Origin of the sequence: Haloferula sp. A504 (genome assembly GCF_044385805.1) — a bacterium.
Lineage (GTDB): Bacteria > Verrucomicrobiota > Verrucomicrobiia > Verrucomicrobiales > Akkermansiaceae > Haloferula.
The window spans coordinates 1-19,300 of sequence record NZ_JBISBU010000077.1; the positions used below are offsets into that span (position 1 = coordinate 1).

Below are 19,300 nucleotides of genomic sequence, written 5' to 3' on the forward strand. Positions count from 1 at the left end.
ATTGCGCCATGCCAAAAACTACCCGCCAAGGCCTCATCCAAAAAGCTCCGCGTTTCCCGACAGCCTCTCAAGCTCGCGGTCCGTACGGGGCGGACTACCGACTGCGCTGCATCATCCAGGCATAGACCGCCGGGTTCTCGTAGGTCCGGGTCCAGCTGTCGTGACCGACCCCGTCGTAGTAGGTGGCATGGAAATCCGTGGCGCCGGCGGCCCGGAGGGCCTCGTCCATGGCCTTGGTGCGGCTCACCGCCACCATCTCGTCCGCCGTCCCATGGAAGGCCCAGATCGGGATGTGCTTGAAGCGTCCCACCGTTTCCGGATCACCTCCGCCACAGATGGGCACGGCCGAGGCGAAGAGGTCGGGCTTCTTTGCAAGGATCGCCCACGTCGCGAAGCCGCCCATGCTGAGCCCGGTCAGATGCACCCGCGCGGGATGGATGTCGTGATCACGGATCACCTTCTCGACGAGGCGGATGACGTCGTCGGCATTCCACCAGACCCCGGGCGGACACTGGGGTGCCAGCAGCACGAAGGGGAGTCCGTCGCCCTTCATGAACTGCGCCGGCGGCCCGTGCTTCTTGACCTTGTCCAGGTCGTCCCCGCGTTCCCCGGAGCCGTGGAGAAACACGACGAGCGGGCGTTTCCGGTCGGGCGGCATGAGGGCAGGCGCCGGCTCGAACAACAGGTAGGGCATGTCGGTGCCCGACGGGACTTTGAAACGAGCTCGCGATTCGGTGGGTTCGGCTGGGAGAGGGGCAATCATCAGTAGGGTGGCAAAGAGAAGTTTCACCCCGCCATTCCGGCAGGTGAGGGCGGCACGCGCAAGCCGGCGGATGAGGAGGAAATTGACCCGCCTGGATATTCAGGATACATAAAGCTTCATGGCCGAAACGAAGGATGAGTGGTGGGTCTCGCGCGGCGGGCAGCGCTTCGGTCCCGTCGATTTCGACACCCTGGTCGAATCCGCCCGGGCGGGCCGGCTGGAGCCGCGCACGGATCTGGTGACGGGCGGCGATCTCACCGATTGGGTGCCGGCTGGAGAGGTGGACGGAATTTTCGAGCGCAACCAGCCGGAGGAACCGGAGTCCAAGGAAGGCGGTGGCCACACCCCTCCGGAGGATTCCCTGGCGGATAGCGGCAGCTTCGACTTCGGCGAAAAGCAGACGAAGCTCAGTTTGCCGGGAGCCCCGCGTCTGGGCTACATCCTTGGAGTCACGGTACTGCCGACCATCCTGGCCTTTGGCCTGGGCACGGTCATGCCCCATGTGCAGTCGGCCCTCGGTCCCGACCTCGGGCGGTTCGCCCCGCTGATCGTTCTGGTCATTCCCATCCTGGTGATCGCGATCACGGTGAAGCGCTTCCAGAACATCGGGATGAGCGGGTGGTGGTTGCCGGGTCTGCTGGTGCCCCTTCTGAACCTGTGGCTGAACTACCGGCTGATCGCCTGTCCTCCGGGATACGTCTACACCCGCAAACTTGATGTCTGGGGTTGGATCCTGGCGGTGCTCTACTGGCTGGGCGTGGTGGCTTACTTCGTGTTGTTCTTCATGTTCGGCCTGACCGCGATCAAGGAAATGCACGACAACGGCAGCTTCCAGCAGTTCAAGAACCAGTGGGAGGAGATTAAGACCGCGCCAGCCACCACTCCCTCGCAATGAGGGTTGCCCGGTGGCGGTCGCCCGGCTGATGCTGCCGGCGTGGAAACCGTCGACGTCATCCTGCCGCTCGAAGCGTCGGAGGATCCCGATGCCTGGAAGCGGGCGGCGGCCAGGCGGCTGAAGGTGCCACTCCGGCGGGTGGCGGAGGTGCGCCTAATCAAGCACTCGATCGATGCGCGCAAGCGACCGGTCAAAGTGCAGCTGCGGCTCGAGGTGGGGTTGGACGGACCCTTGCCGGACGAGGTCCTCCCGGAATGGGACGCGCCACCGCTGCCGCGCGAGGCGAGGCGGGTCATCATCGTCGGCTGCGGTCCGGCGGGTATGTTCGCCGCCCTGCGCTGCCTGGAATTGGGACTCAGGCCGATCGTGCTCGAGCGGGGCAAGGACGCCAGCGCCCGTCGCTTCGATCTCGCCCCCATCCTGCGCAAGGGCACGGTGATCGAGGACTCGAACTACTGCTTCGGCGAAGGCGGTGCCGGAACCTTTTCCGACGGCAAGCTTTACACCCGGGCCACCAAGCGCGGACCGGTGCGGAAGATCTACGAGGTGCTTGTCGCCCATGGCGCGCCGGAGCGGATCCTGGTCGACGCTCACCCGCACATCGGCTCGAACCTGCTGCCGAAGGTGGTGATGGCGATGCGGGAGTCGATCCGCACCGCGGGCGGGGAGGTGCGTTTCGGGGCGAAGGTGACGGGCCTGCTGAAAGGGGAGCGGGGACTGCGTGGCGTGGTTCTGGCCGACGGCGACGAGGTCACGGGTGAGGCGGTGATCCTGGCAACCGGTCACAGCGCGCGGGACATCTATCGACTGCTTGCCCGCGAGGAGATCCTGATGGAGGCCAAGCCCTTCGCGGTGGGGGTGCGGATCGAGCATCCGCAGCCCTTCATCGATGCCTGCCAGTACCATTTGAGGCGGGACGAGCGACGCCCGGAATTGCTCCCGGCCGCACGTTACGCGCTGGCGACCAAGATCGATGGGCGTGGCGTGCATTCCTTCTGCATGTGCCCCGGCGGCTTCATCGTTCCGGCGGCGACCGAGAACGACGAGGTGGTGGTCAACGGCATGAGCCTCGCCCGGCGCAACTCGCCCTTTGCCAACTCGGGCCTGGTGGTGACGGTGGAGCCGGAAGATGTGGCTGCTTTCGAGAAGGAGCACGGGATCCTGGCGGGCATTGCCTACCAGAAGGAACTCGAGCGCACGGCGAAGCGGGCCGGTGGCGGAGGGCAGGTGGCGCCGGGGCAGCGGGTGAGGGACTTCCTCGGCAACCGGATCTCGAATGAGCTGCCGGAGATGAGTTATTTTCCCGGAGGGAATCCGGCGCCGCTTCACGAACTGCTGCCGAGAGGTATCGTGAAGCGGATGCAGCAGGGGCTGCGGCTGTTCGACCGCCGGATCCGCGGTTATGCGGGAGAGCATGGCCTGCTGTTGGGCTTCGAGACCCGTACCAGTTCGCCACTGAGAATTCCGCGGTTGCCGGAAACGCTGGAGCATCCTGAAATTTCGGGGCTGTTCCCCTGCGGCGAGGGGGCGGGGTATGCCGGTGGGATTGTGAGCGCCGCCCTCGATGGGATGCGCGTGGCGGAGGCGGTGGACGGGTGCTTGTGAGATCTGGCTTGGGTTGTGCGGCCCCTCGAAGGGGAAACTGCATACCCCGGAAGCGGGCCAGAGGCGTACGTAGTTCCTCCTTTAGGAGGTCTTCCTTGCGGGTTGTGCGCCTCGCACGATGCGGCCCCCTAAAGGGGGAACTACGAACAGAACGGGCGCGCCGTTGGTGCAGCTCATTCCGTCATCGTGAGCTGGGTCTGGTTGCAGTAGATACGAGGCATGCGGCAGAAGTTGGAAATCGTGGGTGCCGGGCTGGCAGGTTGCTGCCTCGCCTGGCAACTGCGCGAGCGCGGGGTGGAGCTGCGGCTGGTCGATGACCACCGCCCCGGTGCGGCCTCACGGGTGGCCGCCGGATTGATCAATCCGGTCACCGGGAAGAACTTCCAGCCGAGCTGGCGGATCGCGGAATTTCTGCCGGAGTCGGTGGCCTTCTTCGAGCGGATCGGCCGGGAACTCGGGAAGCCGCTCTGGTTTCCCCATCCGGTGGTGCGCCTCGTCGGGGAGAAGGACTGGGCTAAGGTGGCGCGGAAACTGGAACTGCCGGCGGTGGCCCGGTGGGTGGAGCGGGTGGAGGAGAACATCGAAGGCTGGCGTGCGGCCGTGACCTTGAAGGGGGGTGGCCGGGTCGACGTGCGGGCGTTTTGTGAGGCCACGGAGGAGAGTTTCGGATCTCCGACTTCAGATTTCCAATCGGGGAGGGTGGTGAGATGCGGCGGGATGTTTGACCTGGTGGAGGGCCGACTCGGGGAACATCGCTGCGCGAAGGGGGAGATTCTGACGGTGCGGATGCCCGGTGGCGATGAGTCGAGGATTCTGATCGGCGGTGGCGGATGGCTGGTGCCGGTGGGCGGTGGGCTTTTCAAGGCAGGGGCGACCTACGAGTGGGATCAACTGGATGGTGAGCCCACCGCCGCCGGCCGGGCCCGCGTGGAGGAGATCGTCCGGACCCTGGGCGGGGAGAATTTCGAGGTGGTGGCCCATGAGGCCGGGGTCCGGCCCATCGTGCGGCGCAGCATGCCGCTGATCGGAAAGGTGGGGGGTGAGGTGGTGTTCAATGGTCTCGGCTCGAAGGGCTCGCTGTATGCGCCGGGCGTGGCGCGGCGGCTGGCGGAGTGGATCGTGGATGGCACCGAGATCGAGTCGGAGTTGGAGCTGGGGCGATGGATGGGGGGGCTAGTGGATTGACCGCGGCTGGAAGCCGCAGAAACGGCCTGCGGCAGGATGCCGCAGCTACCTTGTGCCTTGCCAAGCGTGCGCTTTGGCCCCATAGGGCCGCGGCGTTTCCGCCTTCATCATGTCCCTGAATATCCGCAACCTCGCCATCATCGCCCACGTCGACCACGGGAAGACCACGCTGGTGGACCAACTCCTGCAGGCCGGCGGCACCTACCGCGACAACCAGGAGAAGCAGGAGCGTGCCATGGATTCCATGGACCTCGAAAAGGAGAAGGGGATCACGATCAAGGCCAAGAACACGGCCATCCTTTGGGAGGGCTACACGATCAACATCGTCGACACCCCGGGCCACGCCGACTTCGGCGCGGAGGTCGAGCGGGTGATGAAGATGGTCGACGGCGTGCTGCTGGTGGTCGATGCGACCGGCGGGCCGCAGGCGCAGACGCGCTTCGTGCTGCGCAAGGCGCTGCAGGAGGGGCTGAAGCCGATCGTGGTGATCAACAAGATCGACCGCGAACTGGCGACCCCGCTGAAGGTCCACGACCAGGTGCTGGAGCTGTTCCTCGATCTCGACGCCAGCGAGGACCAATTCGAGGCGCCCTTTCTCTATGGCTCGGCGCGCGACGGCTATTTCATGGAATCGCCCGACGACGAGCGGGTCGATTGCACGCCGCTGCTCAAGAAGATCGTCGAATACATTCCCGAGCCGGCGGCCAAGGAGGACGCCCCGTTTTCCATGCTGGTCTCGAACATCGAGTGGGACGACTACGTCGGCCGGGTGGCGGTCGGCAAGGTGCTCGGAGGCTCGGTGAAGAAGGGCGACAACGTCTGGCTGCTGCGCAAGGACGGCACCCGGAAGCACTCCAAGGTGCTCAAGACCTTCTCCTACTCGGGCCTGGCAACCCAGGACTCCGAGGGCGGGAGCGCCGGCGGGATCGTCGGCATCGCGGCGGGCATTGAGGACATCGACATCGGCGACACGCTGGCGGCGACGGAGGATGCCGAGCAGCTCCCTTTTGTCGCGATCGATCCGCCGACGGTGCAGATGGAATTTTCGATCAACGACGGCCCGCTGGCCGGCAAGGACGGCAAGCACGTGACCTCGCGTGCCATCCTTGAGCGGCTGATGCGCGAGGTGAAGACCAACATCTCGATTCACGTCGAGGAGACCGACCGGTCCGGCGTGTTCAACGTGTCCGCGCGCGGTGCGATGCAGATCGCGGTGCTGGTCGAAACGATGCGCCGGGAAGGCTATGAAGTGCTCGTTTCGCGGCCGACGGTGATCTACCGCCGGGACGAGGGTGGCCAGTTGCTGGAACCCTTCGAGACGCTCTACGTCGAGGCGCCGGACGAGTACTCGCAGGCGATCCTCAAGGCCCTGAACAACCGCAAGGGCATGCTTGAGAACATGGAGGTCGAGGCCAGCGGCCGGACCCTGATCCAGGCGAAGATCCCGACGCGTGGCATCATCGGCTTCGAAAGTGAGCTGGTGAACCTGACCTCGGGCCACGGCATCATGAGCCATCTCTTCGGCGAGTATGCGCCGCATGCCGGCGACATCACCACGCGCATCACCGGCACGCTGGTGTCGATGGAGAAGGGGGTCACCACCACCTACTCTCTGCAGGCTCTGGAGGAGCGGGGCATTCTTCTCGTCGGTCCCGGCGAGGAGGTTTACACCGGCATGCTGATCGGCGAAAACCCGCGCGCCGACGACCTGCCGGTCAACCCGGTGAAGGAGAAGCACCTCGACAACATGCGCTCCGCCGGCAAGGACAAGACTTCCAAGTTGAGCCCGCCGAAGAAGTTTTCGCTCGAGCGGGCGATCGAGTACATCGAGCAGGACGAACTGGTCGAGGCGACGCCGAACCACCTGCGGCTGCGCAAGCGCATCCTCGATCCGAACGAGCGTAAGCGGATGGCGAAGGCGGCGAAGGCCTGATGGCGAGAGCGGCTTTTCAAGCCGCCGAATCGGGGGTCACCAGCGGGCAGGCGGGCTTTCCGCTTGTCGGGCGGGCCACAGGTGGTGAGCTTGTGCGATGAAATACTGGCTCGCCGTCGATGGAGAGAGCACCGGGCCTCATTCGGTCGAGGAAATCCGGGAGATGCTCCGGCAGCACCGGGTGACCCGCGAGACGCCGGCCATGCCGGAGGATGGCGAGGAGTGGGGCACGGTGCGTGGCATTCCGGAGATCGCCCCCCCACCCGCGCCACCCATCCAGGCCCTTCAGCGGCATTCGGCGCTCGGGGGAACGCGGACCGCTGCGGTCCAACCGACGGCGGCGGCCGCCACCCGGCCCGTGGTCGTTTCCCAGCCGTCCTCGGTCGGCCCGGTCGTCATCATCCTCGTGGTCATCGCGGTCCTTGCGATCGGCGGTGGTATTTTCGTCTATTCGCACTCCCAGAAACGGAAGGAGGCGATCGCCGAGGCTGAGGCACAGGCGGAAGAGTACCGGCAGGCGGTCGTGGCAGCGGCCGCGGAGAAGGCGACGCGCGAAGCAAATCCCGCCCTGGCGCTGGAAGGGGCGAGCCGTGAGGAAGTCATCGCGGCCCTGGTCGAGGCCGGGGCGAAGGTCAGCCAGAATCCCTTCAAGGTGGACTTCAGTTCAACTCCGACAAGCGACGTGGAGATCGCCATGCTGAAGAGCCTCACCGATCTCGAGGTGCTGTATCTTGGCAGCGGGGAGATCACCGACGCGGGGCTCAAGGTGCTTGGCGGTTTCGGTGAGTTGCGCGAGCTGAGCATCGGAGTGATCACGGGTGGCGATGACGAGGATGCCGGAGGGGTGAGGCCGCGTGCCGGGACTCCTCTGGAGGTCACGGATGCCGGGCTGGAAGAACTGAAGGACCTCAAGGGGCTGCGCAAACTCTACCTCACCAACTGCCGGATCTCGGATGAGGGATTCGAAATCCTCGACGAGATGCGGGGGCTGTCCGAGCTGGAGTTGATCGGCACGGGGGTCACCGAGGCGGCTGCCCGCCGGTTTGCCGAGGATCGGCCGGAGGTTGCCGTGACGGTGCGCTCGCCCGGGTTTGTGGTGGAACCGTAGAGAGATGAAGGCGGAAGGATGCCGCCGTGACTGCCTGCGGCTGGAAGCCGCAGCTACCGGGCCACGTAGTCGAAAACGAAGGCGTCCTCCATGTGGGGCTTGAGGCCCTCGACGAAGGCCTTGTGGGCCGGGTGGGGCAGGTAGGTTTCGAGGCCGGCCTTGTCCTTGAAAGTCACGAGGAAGGCGTGGGTGAATCCCTTGTCGAGATTCTCCGGGCTGACGTTGGTCCCCCACTCGAAGGCGGTGATCGTGTCGATTTTCTCCGGCAGGGCGGCGAACTCCTTCTCGATCCGTTCGATCTCGGCGGGCGGGGTGCCCGGCTTGAACTTGAAGCAGACGATGTGGCGGTATTCACCATCGGCGAGGGCGGAGGTGGCGAGCGTCATCAGGGCGAGGATGGGAACGAGGAATCGCATGGTCGATAAGAACCCGCCCGGACCACCTGATCTGTCATTCCGTTTCACCCTCCGTTCCAAAGCCGATGCCGGATTCCCATGGAATTGCGGCGGGCAAGGGGCATGATGGCGGCATGACGAACACTTCGCCCACCCACAGCAAGGCGATCGGGTATCTGCTCTGGATCTTCGGGTTCACCGGGTCGCACCGTTTCTACTTCGGCAGGCCGATCACCGGGACGATCTGGTTTTTCACGCTGGGCCTGCTGGGGATCGGCTGGCTGATCGACCTGTTTCTCATCCCCGGGATGTCGCGCAAGGCGGGCCAACGCTACGCTTCCGGGCCCTACGACTATTCGGTCGCCTGGCTGTGCCAGACCTTCGTCGGTCCGCTCGGCATCCATCGCTTCTACATGGGCAAGATCTGGACCGGCCTGCTGTGGCTGTTTACCGGAGGCTTGTTTCTCATCGGATACCTTTACGACTACCTGACGCTCAACGGGCAGATCGACGAGAGAAACCGGGTGGGCTGAGTTGTCGCAAGCACGGGCTTGCCATCGCGATGCGGAATGCATGAATGGCGGGGTGAAAGTCACCTCTCGCCTCGCCGTTCTTGCCTCTCTCATTCTTCCCGGGTTCGCCGAGCCGCCGGTGAAGTCCGACCTCGTCGACGAGATGGTCTTCGTCTCCTGCTTCAAGGAGACGCTGCCGGCTCCGGCTTTGGAAACCATCGCGGGACTGGAACCGGATGTGTTCATCTGGATGGGCGACAACGTCTATGGCGACACCGAGGACATGGAGGTGATGTGGAACAAGTACCGGGTCGCAAGGGAGCATCCCGGCTACGCGAAGATCCGTGCGATCTCGCAGGTGACCGGCACCTGGGACGACCACGACTACGGCGCCAACGATGCGGGCAGGGAGTATCCCAAGCGGGCGGAGTCGCAGCAGGTGTTTCTCGACTTCCTCGATGTCCCGGCCAACAGCCCGCGCCGGAAACGCGAGGGAGTGTATTCGGTCGAGGACTACGGTCCGCCCGGTCAGATGGTCCGGGTGATCCTGCTCGACACCCGGTATTTCCGCGATCCGGTCGGATCCGACGGGGCCATGCTGGGCGATTCGCAGTGGCAGTGGCTGGAGAAGATGCTGACCGGGAGCGAGGCCCGGGTGAACGTGCTGGTGTCGTCCATCCAGGTGCTGGCCAGCGAGCACCGCTGGGAGAAGTGGGAGAATTTTCCGAAGGAGAAGCAGCGCCTACTCGAACTGCTGGCGCGGAAGGACGTTCCGCCGGTGCTGATTCTGAGCGGTGACCGACACGTCGCCGAGATTTCGCTGGATCGGGAAAGCGTCGGGTATCCGCTCTACGACATCACCTCGAGCAGCCTGAATCTCCCGCTGGGTGACGGTGATGAGCCCAACCGGTATCGGGAGGGCCGGATGTTCCGCGGGGCGAATTTCGGAGCCTTGAGCATCGACTGGAGCCGGGAGGAGCCGGTGATCACCGCCAGCATCCGCGACGAGCAGGGCAGGCCGCAGCGTGCGGTGAGCTTCGAGTTGGTGCGGTAGCGGCAAGGACCGCGTGGCTCCTGCCGCGCACGCCTGTTGAGAGAAGTCCGCAGCGGCGGCGCTGCTTCTTTCTGCCCCTTCGATCGATCGGAAGAAATGGGCTCCGTCTCGTGGAGGCGGCAGGGCCAGTGGAGACACCGCCGAATGCCAGAGCAGGCGTGTGCGGCACGAGCCACGCGTGGTGCCAACCGGATCGAGGCATCACCCATGAAAAAGCCCGGGCGGCGTGGGACCGACCGGGCCTGAGACAAGAAGCGGTCGCCGACTCAGCGGCGACGGCGAAGAAGGCCGAACAGACCGAGACCACCGAGCAGGGCGATGGTGGGCTCGGGAATGGTGGAGAACGGGGTGACCGATGCACCACCCGTTCCGCCGTTTGGGCCCAGCCCGACCGCCGTGGGAGGGGAGTCGTCTCCCAGCGTTGTGGTGAAGGTGAATGAGTAGATCGTGGTGTCGGTTTCGTCCCTCAGGTAGATTTCCTCGGTGCCGGTGTTGTTGAATGCTGCGAGTCCGGAGACGATCGTGAACAGAGTTCCACCGGGGATTGACTGGCCCCACTCCGATTCCAGCGTCGCCTGGTTGGCTCCTGTGGAAATCACCAGAGATTGTCCTGCGCCAATCGTGATGGATCCAATGGCATCCCAGCTCAAACCCGCATCTGCGATGTCGTAGTCGGTGAGATCGATGCTCGAGGCCCCAGTATTGAGAATGACGACATACTCGTTATCGCTGTCGGTCCCAGGTGCATTGTTCCCCACTTCGGTAGCGACGATTGCTCCCATTGAAGCCATCGACGTCATGACGAGAGCTGAGGGGATAGCTTGAATCTCCTTCATCTGGCGTTCGATGACAGCAGTCACCGTGCCGATTGTCCAATCGATTCCCGGTGACACTTTCGCCTGTTCACGTCAGCTGCTCGCCCCGCGCCATGACCACCTTGCCGGTGCGCACCGTCTCGATGATCTGGAACTGCGAAAACATGCCGATCGCCGAGTCGATCTTGCGGGATCCGCCATGGATGGTGACGATCATCGAGGTCGGCGTGAGGTCGACGGTCTTGCCGCCGAAATGCTCGGCGATCTGGAGGGCATGCGAGCGCTCCTCGGGCGAGCACTTGATCTTGATCAGCAGCAGCTCGCGGGTGACCGACTCCTCCGAGGTGTGCTCGAAGCAGTGGATGACATCGATGAGCTTGTGGACCTGCTTGATGATCTGTTCGAGGCCGCCCGGGCTGCCCGAGATGCCGATCGTCATCCGCGAATAGCGGGTGTCACGGCCCTGCGAGACGACCAGCGAGTCGATGTTGAAGCCGCGGCGGGCGAAGACCTGGCAGATGCGCATCAGGACGCCGGCCTTGTTGTTCACGAAGACCGACAGGGTGTGGGCGGTCTGCTTGGTGGGTGGGGCGACGGGGGTGTCGGTGGTGACGACGGTGGTGCTCATGGGGAAAGTTCCAAGTATGAAGTTCCAGGTTCCAAGTGGTGTGTGGCGGGCTGTGCCGGAGGAAGTTTCGACATTCGTGTTTCGGAATTCGAAATTCGGCCGCAGGCCGTTCAGGTGGACCCGGTGGGCTTGGCCATCTGGTGCTTGGGCGGCTCGGTGATCATGTCCTCGAGGGCGGCGCCGGCGGGGATCATGGGGAACACGTTGTCGGTCTTGACGCACTCAGCGTTGATCAGGATCGGGCCGTCGTTGTAGTCGAGGGCCTTGGCGACCATGCGGGAGACGTCGGCGGGGCGCTTGATGTTCACGCTCGGGATGCCGTAGGCGCCGGCGAGCTTGCCGAAGTCGGGGTTGCCGATGAGGTCGACCCCGGACTCGCGGTTCTCGAAGAACAGCTCCTGCCATTGGCGGACCATGCCGAGGTAGTGGTTGTTGAGCACCACGATCTTGATTGGCAGCTTGTGGATGGCGGCGGTGGCCAGTTCGAAGAGGGTCATTTGGAAGCCACCGTCGCCGCAGAAGGCGATCACGGTCTTGTCCGGGCAGGCGAACTGGGCGCCGATGGCGGCGGGGAAGCCGAAGCCCATGGTGCCGGCACCGCCGGAGGAGAGCCATTCGTGCGGCCTGTCGTTGAGGAAGAACTGGGCCGCCCACATCTGGTGCTGGCCGACGTCGGTCGAGACGATCGCCTTGCCCTGGGTCTGCAGGTAGAATTCCTGGATGACCTGCTGCATGCGCAGGCCGCCCTGCTTGCGGAAGGTCAGCGGGTGCTTCTTCTTGTAGCCGTTGAGCTTGTCGAGCCACTCGCCGGTGTCGAGGCGGTCGGCGCGGACGTTGAGTTCGTTGAGGGCGGCCTTGGCGTCGCCGATGATCTGCACGTGCGGCTGGATCATCTTGTTCATCTCGGCCGGATCGATGTCGATGTGGATGATCTTGGCGTTGCGGCCGAACATGTGAGGCTTGCCGATGATGCGGTCGTCGAAGCGCGAGCCGACGTTCAGGATCAGGTCGGCCTCGACGATGGCCTTGTTGGCGTAGGCGGTGCCGTGCATGCCGAGCATGCCGAGGGAAAGTTCGTGGGTTTCGGGAAAGACGCCTTTTCCGAGCAGGGTCGTGGTGACCGGGCAGCCGAGGGTCTCGGCGAGTTCGATGAGCTCCTTTCCGGCCCGCGAGATCATCGCGCCTTGGCCGGCGAGGATCACCGGGCGGCGGGAGTGGGCAATGATCTCGACGGCCTCCTCGACCGCGGCGGCGTCGATCTTGAAGGCCTCTTCCGGATGGTAGCCCGGGAGGTCGATTTCGGCCTCCATGTCGCCATGGAACTCGGCCGAGGAGATGTCCTTGGGGATGTCGATGAGCACCGGGCCGGGGCGACCGGTGGTGGCGATGTGATAGGCTTCGCGGGCGATCTTGGGGAGGTCGTTGGTTTCCTTGACCAGGTAGTTGTGCTTCACCACCGGCATGGTGATGCCGAAGATGTCGGCCTCCTGGAACGCATCCTTGCCCAGCATCCAGGTCACCTGCTGGCCGCAGAGGACAATCATCGGCACCGAGTCCATCTGGGCGGTCATCAGGCCCGTGACCGTGTTGCCCGCGCCCGGGCCCGAGGTCACCAGCACGGCGGCCGGCTTGCCCGTCGCGCGGGCGTAGCCGTCGGCCATGTGCACGGCACCCTGCTCGTGTCGGACCAGGATGAACTTCATCCGGGTATCGACCGTTTCGAGCGCGTCGAAGATCGGAATCGCGGCACCGCCGGAGTAGCCGAAAATGTATTCGATTCCGAGGTCATCGAGCGTCTTGATGAGTGCTTGGGCGCCGTCGAGAGAGGTTGTGCTCATGAAAAGTAGCGGTTGAGAGGCAAAAGGACCTTTTTTCCATGAAATAGCAATTCGAAAATCGCCTTCATTTCGACAAGTTTGGACTTTTGATGAAGGATGAATCCCGAAAAACGCAAAAGCATCCACCTCAGGGGGTTGGATCATCGCGGAATGAGGAAAGAATTGAGGCGTCGACGCAGACTGTGGGGAAGACCTCGGCATATTCGGCGAGGCATTCGCGCTCGAAGCGGGCGTGGCTGAAGCGGCCGCGGGTGAGATATCGCGGTTCCTCGTAGAGCTGGCCGAGCCAGCCGGGATACTTCCAGGACGAGGTGCCGACAAACAGCCCGTTTCGGGCCAGTTCGGCCAGCTGGGGACGGAGAAGCCGCGCGTCCATGAGCCCGCAAGGGGTAACGAGATCGGGGAAAGCCCGCGATCGCGTAATTCAAAAACTTTCTTGAATAATTCATAAAACTTAATAATCAACCGCCCCGTTATTGCCATTTACGCGCCTTGCCTGGTCGGTCGCTTCGACGGCGTGGGAGAGAGCGTTCACCCCCAGACTTCCCCAATCATGAGCCCCAAAATCAACCGTTCCGGCGGACAACTGCTGTTTCCGTCGCTGTTGCTGAGCCTGTGCTTCGCCGTCCTATCCCCGGCGGTGGCGCAGAATCCGCCGCCCACGCAGGTTTTTTATATTCCGTTCTCCGAGGACGATCAGCTTGCGGGCTTCGATGCGATCAATTCGGTGGCCGGTGACCCGCTCGCTGTCTTCGTCACCTTCTCGACGGTGGCCGACGACACGGTGATCTACTACGATCACTGGGAGGATGGCTACGAGGCCGACATCACGAATCCGGTCCAGGCAACGACGCGGATTTACGGCGATGGAGATCCCTCCAACGGTTATCCGCCGGGCAATGCCGCCGACCTGATCGCGGCGGGCACGGTTTTCGATCTTCGAAACTTCGTCGAGACGACGACCCTGGGCGAGGTGGTGGATTTCGACGCGCGGGACAAGGTGGCGTCCTTCAAGCCCATCTCCCTGACCAAGACCTGCTTCCCCGCCGGCACCAACACGCTGCTGGCCGGATGTGTGGAGATTTTCGAGTATGGACTGTGGGGGACCGAATACCGGGTGCCGGTCGGTGAGGACATGCCGACCTCCACGGCTTCGGGCAACCTGACTTTCGATGAGGACTGCTTCAGCTACGTGGCGGTGTCGATCAGTGCCGGGAGGAAAGGGGCCTCGGTGCAGATCGACAAGGACAACGATGGAACCTTCGAGGAGAACGTGGTGCTCGCCGAGGGGCAAACCGCGTATTACGAGGGCATCGACACGGGGGCCCGGATTCTGTCCGACCACCCGGTTCAGGCGGTGCTGTTCACCGGGACGGTGGGATCGAACTACGCCAGTCGCGACACCATGCTGCTGCCGACCTACCGATGGGCCAGCGACTACTACGCGCCGGTGACGACGGGGGCTGGCGGGGGCACGGTAACCTTCCTCTACAATCCCGGGGCCTCGCCGATCACGGTTGCCTATGATTACCGTGACAGTGATTCGAGCTATGTGACCGGCACGGTGAGCGTCCCCGCGGGCGGCAATGCCCGGGTGGTGATGTCCGAGGGCAATGGTTCGACGCACTTCGGTGCCTACCGCTTCTACACGACCGGAGCGGATCCCGATGAATTCTATGCCGTCAGCACGATCGATGCGGATGATGCAGCGGGGAACAACCAGGCGTGGGACGGAGGTTTCACGCTGGTCGGCCGTCCGTCACTGACCACCCAGGCGCTCGTCAGCCTGGGTATCGGCCGGGATCCCTACTCGGACGTCAATCCGAACGAGAACGGCAACCCGGTTTGGATGACCACGGTCGGGAATGGCGACACGCCGGCCCGGGTGTATGTCGATTACAACGGCGACAATGCCGGATCGCTCACCGACCCGAATGGCAACAATTATGACGTTCACTACGACGTGCGGGAACTGGTGCAGCTCAAGCTGTTCGATCCCGATGGCAACCAGAGCGGGATGCTCATCTACACCCTGGATCCGGCCGTGCGGATCGCCGCGGTGTGGGGCCAGGATCCCGCGATCGCTCAGGGCGGTCAGCCCGGTCTCGATGTGGCGGCGCTGGTGCCGCCCCTGCGCGAGGGCGCGTCGGGCAAGCAGGCCTTGCTGGGCGATGACGTCGATGGCGACGGTCAGATCAGTGCCGGCGACGTGCTGGACTACCGGATCCGGACGGTAAACACGGCCCGCACCTCGATCCCGGGGCCGTTCACGGTGACCGACAACCTGCCTGCGGATGTAACCTATGTTCCCGGCTCGGCCCGTTATCGTTTTCTGGTGGGCGGCGTCTGGCAGGGCTGGATCAGTCTGCCGGACGACGGCTCCGGCACGGCCTTTCCTCTGGATGGGGCCGGCTACGCGATCGTGGGCTCGCTTGGCGTCGGCGAGGAGGTCGAAGTCTCCTTTGAAGCGGCCGTTTCCCCGACTCCGGCTTCCGGATCGCTGGTGAATACCGGCGAGGTGGAGATTTCCCCGTATGGACTGGTGATCCCCATCGAATCGAAGGACATCCTCTACGGCACGCTTGGTGACCGGGTGTGGAACGATGTCGATGGCGACGGCGTGCAGGATGCCGGAGAGCCCGGTTTGAATGGGGTCACGGTCTGGGCCGATCTCGACGGCAACGGTGCCATGGATCCCGGCGAGCCTTCGGATGTGACCGCTGGAGACGGAGACTATCTCCTGACGGGACTGACAGGCGGGAGTTACGTCGTGCGGGTCAGTCCGGCGGACATCGCCGCGCTGGATCCCCGCTTCGGACCAAGCGTTGATCTCGACGGCACGACCACCCCGCACGAAGCGACGGCGGCCTTGGCGGTGGCCGCGGACCGGACGGATGTGGATTTCGGCTACAAGATCGGTGCCAGCGTGGGCGACCGTGTGTGGGCGGACTTCAACGGCAACGGCGTGCAGGAGGCCGGCGAGCCGGGAATCAACGGCGTGCGCGTCTATCTCGACCTCAATGGAAACAACGGCTTCGATTCCGGCGAGCCCTTCTCGGTCACCTTCGGCGATGGCAGCTACTTCATCGGCAATCTCGATCCGGGAACCTACGAGGTCCGCGTCGATACCGGCACGCTGCCGGCAGGGGCCACACAGACGCACGATCTCAACGGCACGCTTGATCACGAGGGATCGGTGAGCCTGTCGGGCGTCGAACACCGCGATGATCTCGACTTTGGATACCGGGGATCACTCTCGATGGGAGGTCTGGTCTGGGAGGATCTCGATGGGGACGGCTTGGTGGACCAAGGCTACGACATCTACGACGGCCGCATCGACATCAACAACAGCGGCGGTGTCGGCTCGGGTGACGACGGGTTTCTCGGCGGCTACGAGATCATCGACGGCTACGTGGACATCACCGGCAACGGGTCGATTTCGAGTTTCGATGATGGATCGATCTTCGGCTTCCAGGTGATTGATGGTGGAATCGACGTGACGGGCAACGGTGCGATCTCGGGTTTCGACGATCTGAGCGATGCGACACCATCCGAGTCCGGGATCGCCAACGTGCGGGTCTACATCGACTCGAACGGAAACGGTGGGTTCGATGCCAACGAGCCCTCCGACGTGACCGATGGCGATGGGCTCTACTCGATCGGCAACCTTTTCGATGGTGACTATCTGGTTCGGGTCGACGCCTCGACGGTCCCCGCCAGCTATGTCCAAACCTACGACCTGACCGACCCGCTCAATGATGCGACGGCGGAAGCGACGCTTTCCGGCTCGAGCCGGACGGATGTGGATTTCGGCTACCGCAACGACGCGACCCTGGGCGATCTCGTTTGGAACGACCGTGATGGCGACGGCGTCCGCGACCCCGGGGAGCCGGGAATCGAAGGCGTGCTCGTTTACATCGATGCCGACAATGACAACCGCTTTGACCAGGGTGTGGAAACGCTGACCTACACCGATGTCGACGGACTCTACCGCTTCGAGAATCTGGCGGACGGCACCTATTCGGTGAGGATCGAGATCAGCACCCTGCCTCAGGGAGCCAGCCAGACCTACGACCTCAACGGGGGGCTTGATCACGAGGCCAGCCGCACGCTGGGGGTGAGCGAGGATGCGATCGATGTCGACTTCGGTTACACGGCCAATGCTTCGTTCGGTGATATCGTGTGGACCGACACCGATGGTGACGGCGTTCAGGATGGCGGCGAGTCCGGGATTTCCGGGGTCACCGTCTATCTCGACATCAACGGCAACGGTGTCTTCGATCCGGCCAGCGAGCCCTCCGGCGTGACCGACGGCAGCGGTGGCTACCTGATCGGAAACCTGGTGCCTGGAATCTACACGGCCCGGGTCGATCCCGCGAGCCTGCCGCCGAGCTCGGTGCCGACCCATGATCTCAGCGGCGCGTTGGACAACGCCGCGACCTTCTCGCTGAGTGCCAACCAGGCCCGGACGGATGTCGACTTCGGCTACTCCCTCGGTGCCTCGATCGGGGACTTCGTCTGGGAGGACGCCGACGGCAACGGGGTGCAGGATTCCGGTGAACCCGGGCTCGGTGGCGTCCAAGTCACCCTGTTCAACGCGGTCGGCGATGGCATTGTGGCCACGACGACCACCGCCGCTGACGGGTCGTACGATTTTTCTGGGTTGCTCCCGGGCACCTACTACCTCGGCTTTGCTGCAGCCTCGGGCTACGAGCGAACCCGCGCGGACCAGGGGACGGATTCGACCGACAGTGATGCGGTGGCTGGGACCGGTCGCACGGCGGACTTCTCGCTCACCAGTGGCGAGACAAATGATACCCTGGATGCCGGCTATTATCAGACCGGCTCGATCGGTGACTTCGTCTGGGAGGATCTGGACGCCGATGGCGTGCAGGACGGAGGCGAGAGTGGCTTGAACAACGTGACCGTGGAGTTGTTCCGGCCCGGCTTCGGTCCGGACGGTCTTCCCGGCAACGGCGACGATGATGATCCGGTTGCCACGACCACCAGCGGGGTGGACGGGGCCTACGGCTTCCCCGGGCTGGCACCGGGCGACTATGTCGTCGGCTTCGCCGCCGTCGGCGGGCACCTGCGCTCGCCCGAGGGAGCGGGAAGCGCCGACACCGACAGTGATGCCGGTGCCGATGGCACGACCGCCACCGTCACCGTGATTTCCGGGCAGGACATCACGGACATCGACGCGGGCTACGTGCCGGCGGGAGCCGTTTCGGGAACGGTCCGGGTCGACATCGACAACGATGACCTCCCGGAGCAACCACTCGCGGGGGTCACCCTGACCTTGAAGGATGCCTCCGGCGGCGACATCGACAGTGACCCGGGCACTCCGGGCGTGCAGCCGACGACCGCCGTGACGAATGCCGATGGAGAATATATCTTCGGGGGGCTGCTGCCCGGTGACTACCGGGTCGTCGAGACCGATCCCAGCGGCTTCATCTCGGTGAATGACGTCGATGGCGCAAACAACAACATCGTCGGCGACGAGACACCGATCACCGTCGTCGCGGGTGAAACCAACGCGGGCAACGATTTCCTCGACGAGCAGCTCAACACGATCTCCGGGTCGGTGCTGGCCGACACCACCGGGAACGGAGCCGGTGACACCGGGATCGCGGGGGTGGTCGTCACGCTCACCGATGGCGCGGGGGTTCCGATTGATGGGGATTCAGGGACGCCGGGAGTCCAGCCCATCACGGCGCTTACGAATGGCAGTGGCGCTTATGTCTTCACGGGCGTCCCCCCGGGGATTTACGGCCTCGCGGAAGCCCAGCCGACCGGTTACGCGACCGTCACCGACGGCGATACCACCTCCCCGGCGGATGATGCCGCCAATGCCGACGCCACCGATGACTTCATCCCGGTGAGTGTGTTCAACGGCGAGAACGACACGGGCAACGATTTCGTCGAAGTCCCGTTCGGCTCCATCGCCGGCACCGTATGGGCCGACATCGATGGCAACGGCACCGGCGACACCGGAATTTCCGGCGTGCTGCTCGGCTTGCTCGACGCACTCGGCGGCCCCGTCCTGGTCGGCGGGAATCCGGTGACGACCACGACCCTCGCGGACGGCTCTTACTCCTTCATCGACCTCCTGCCCGGTGACTATCAGGTGGCTGAAACGCAGCCGTCCGGCTACGGCAGCGTGTCCGACGTGGATGGAGGTGATCCGGATTTGATCGGAAACGTTACCGCCATCTCGGTGGCTCCGGGGCAGGATGTGGGCGGTCGCGACTTCGTGGAAGTCGAATTCGGCACCATCAGCGGCCATGTCTTCGTCGGCAGCGATCCGCTCGCGGGCGTGACGCTGACCCTGCTCGACGAGTTCGGCGATCCGGTGGATGGCGATCCCGGCACCCCGGGAGTGCAGCCGATCACCACCACGACAGGGCCCGGCGGATCCTACCGTTTCGAAAACCTGCCGCCGGGGACTTATCAGGTCGGCCAGACCCAGCCCCAGGGCTACGACAGCTTCGGCGACGTCGACGGCGGCGACCTGGACATCATCGGCGACATCACGCCGATCGTCATCGCGCCGGGCGAGGAAAGCCCGG

Annotated in this window: 14 protein-coding genes; 8 read left to right on the plus strand and 6 right to left on the minus strand. The window is 64.3% G+C overall.

The annotated features are described in order from the left end of the window. Window positions 1–94 precede the first annotated feature (94 nt). The gene (locus ACG2LG_RS21755; RefSeq protein ID WP_396262619.1) at window positions 95–694 is read right to left on the minus strand and encodes a prolyl oligopeptidase family serine peptidase; all 600 of its coding nucleotides are present in this window, start codon (window positions 692–694) and stop codon (window positions 95–97) included. A 187-nt stretch (window positions 695–881) separates the two neighbouring features. Between ACG2LG_RS21755 and ACG2LG_RS21760 the strand changes: the two genes are divergently transcribed. The 5 genes from ACG2LG_RS21760 to ACG2LG_RS21780 all read left to right on the plus strand — a co-directional run bounded on the left by ACG2LG_RS21760 (window position 882) and on the right by ACG2LG_RS21780 (window position 7,489). Beyond that, complete coding sequence (locus ACG2LG_RS21760) at window positions 882–1,658, plus strand: GYF domain-containing protein (protein WP_396262621.1); 777 nt, start codon at window positions 882–884, stop codon at window positions 1,656–1,658. 39 nt (window positions 1,659–1,697) lie between these two features. Next, complete coding sequence (locus ACG2LG_RS21765) at window positions 1,698–3,263, plus strand: NAD(P)/FAD-dependent oxidoreductase (protein WP_396262623.1); 1,566 nt, start codon at window positions 1,698–1,700, stop codon at window positions 3,261–3,263. A 219-nt stretch (window positions 3,264–3,482) separates the two neighbouring features. Then, a complete protein-coding gene (locus ACG2LG_RS21770) occupies window positions 3,483–4,448 on the plus strand; it encodes an NAD(P)/FAD-dependent oxidoreductase (RefSeq protein ID WP_396262625.1) in 966 nt (321 codons plus the stop codon). 109 nt (window positions 4,449–4,557) lie between these two features. Beyond that, entirely contained in the window at window positions 4,558–6,381 is a 1,824-nt protein-coding gene (gene typA / locus ACG2LG_RS21775) for a translational GTPase TypA (RefSeq protein ID WP_396262627.1), read from the plus strand. Window positions 6,382–6,478: 97 nt separating this feature from the next. Continuing rightward, window positions 6,479–7,489, plus strand: coding sequence for a GYF domain-containing protein (locus ACG2LG_RS21780; RefSeq protein WP_396262629.1), 1,011 nt, complete (start codon window positions 6,479–6,481; stop codon window positions 7,487–7,489). Between the two features lie 53 nt (window positions 7,490–7,542). Here ACG2LG_RS21780 and ACG2LG_RS21785 read toward each other — a convergent pair whose 3' ends face one another. Further along, entirely contained in the window at window positions 7,543–7,905 is a 363-nt protein-coding gene (locus tag ACG2LG_RS21785; protein ID WP_396262631.1) for a Dabb family protein, read from the minus strand. A 113-nt stretch (window positions 7,906–8,018) separates the two neighbouring features. On the opposite strand from ACG2LG_RS21785, the gene ACG2LG_RS21790 reads away from it, so the two are divergent. Both ACG2LG_RS21790 and ACG2LG_RS21795 read left to right on the plus strand, forming a co-directional pair. Further along, on the plus strand, window positions 8,019–8,417 hold the full coding sequence (locus ACG2LG_RS21790) for an NINE protein (RefSeq protein ID WP_396262633.1): 399 nt from the start codon (window positions 8,019–8,021) through the stop codon (window positions 8,415–8,417). Between the two features lie 52 nt (window positions 8,418–8,469). Next, a complete protein-coding gene (locus ACG2LG_RS21795; protein WP_396262635.1) occupies window positions 8,470–9,450 on the plus strand; it encodes an alkaline phosphatase D family protein in 981 nt (326 codons plus the stop codon). A gap of 266 nt (window positions 9,451–9,716) precedes the next feature. On the opposite strand, the gene ACG2LG_RS21800 is transcribed toward ACG2LG_RS21795, so the two are convergent. The 4 genes from ACG2LG_RS21800 to ACG2LG_RS21815 all read right to left on the minus strand — a co-directional run bounded on the left by ACG2LG_RS21800 (window position 9,717) and on the right by ACG2LG_RS21815 (window position 13,107). After that, window positions 9,717–10,310, minus strand: coding sequence for a lamin tail domain-containing protein (locus tag ACG2LG_RS21800; RefSeq protein ID WP_396262637.1), 594 nt, complete (start codon window positions 10,308–10,310; stop codon window positions 9,717–9,719). A 43-nt stretch (window positions 10,311–10,353) separates the two neighbouring features. Next, window positions 10,354–10,893 carry an acetolactate synthase small subunit gene (ilvN, locus tag ACG2LG_RS21805; RefSeq protein ID WP_396262639.1) on the minus strand — a complete coding sequence of 180 codons (540 nt, stop codon included), beginning with the start codon at window positions 10,891–10,893 and terminating at the stop codon, window positions 10,354–10,356. Between the two features lie 110 nt (window positions 10,894–11,003). After that, a complete protein-coding gene (gene ilvB / locus ACG2LG_RS21810) occupies window positions 11,004–12,731 on the minus strand; it encodes a biosynthetic-type acetolactate synthase large subunit (RefSeq protein WP_396262641.1) in 1,728 nt (575 codons plus the stop codon). 127 nt (window positions 12,732–12,858) lie between these two features. Next, window positions 12,859–13,107, minus strand: a complete 249-nt coding sequence (locus ACG2LG_RS21815) for a hypothetical protein (RefSeq protein ID WP_396262643.1) — start codon at window positions 13,105–13,107, stop codon at window positions 12,859–12,861. A gap of 177 nt (window positions 13,108–13,284) precedes the next feature. On the opposite strand from ACG2LG_RS21815, the gene ACG2LG_RS21820 reads away from it, so the two are divergent. Further along, the coding region (locus tag ACG2LG_RS21820) for an SdrD B-like domain-containing protein (RefSeq protein ID WP_396262645.1) at window positions 13,285–19,300 on the plus strand (6,016 nt) is incomplete at its 3' end.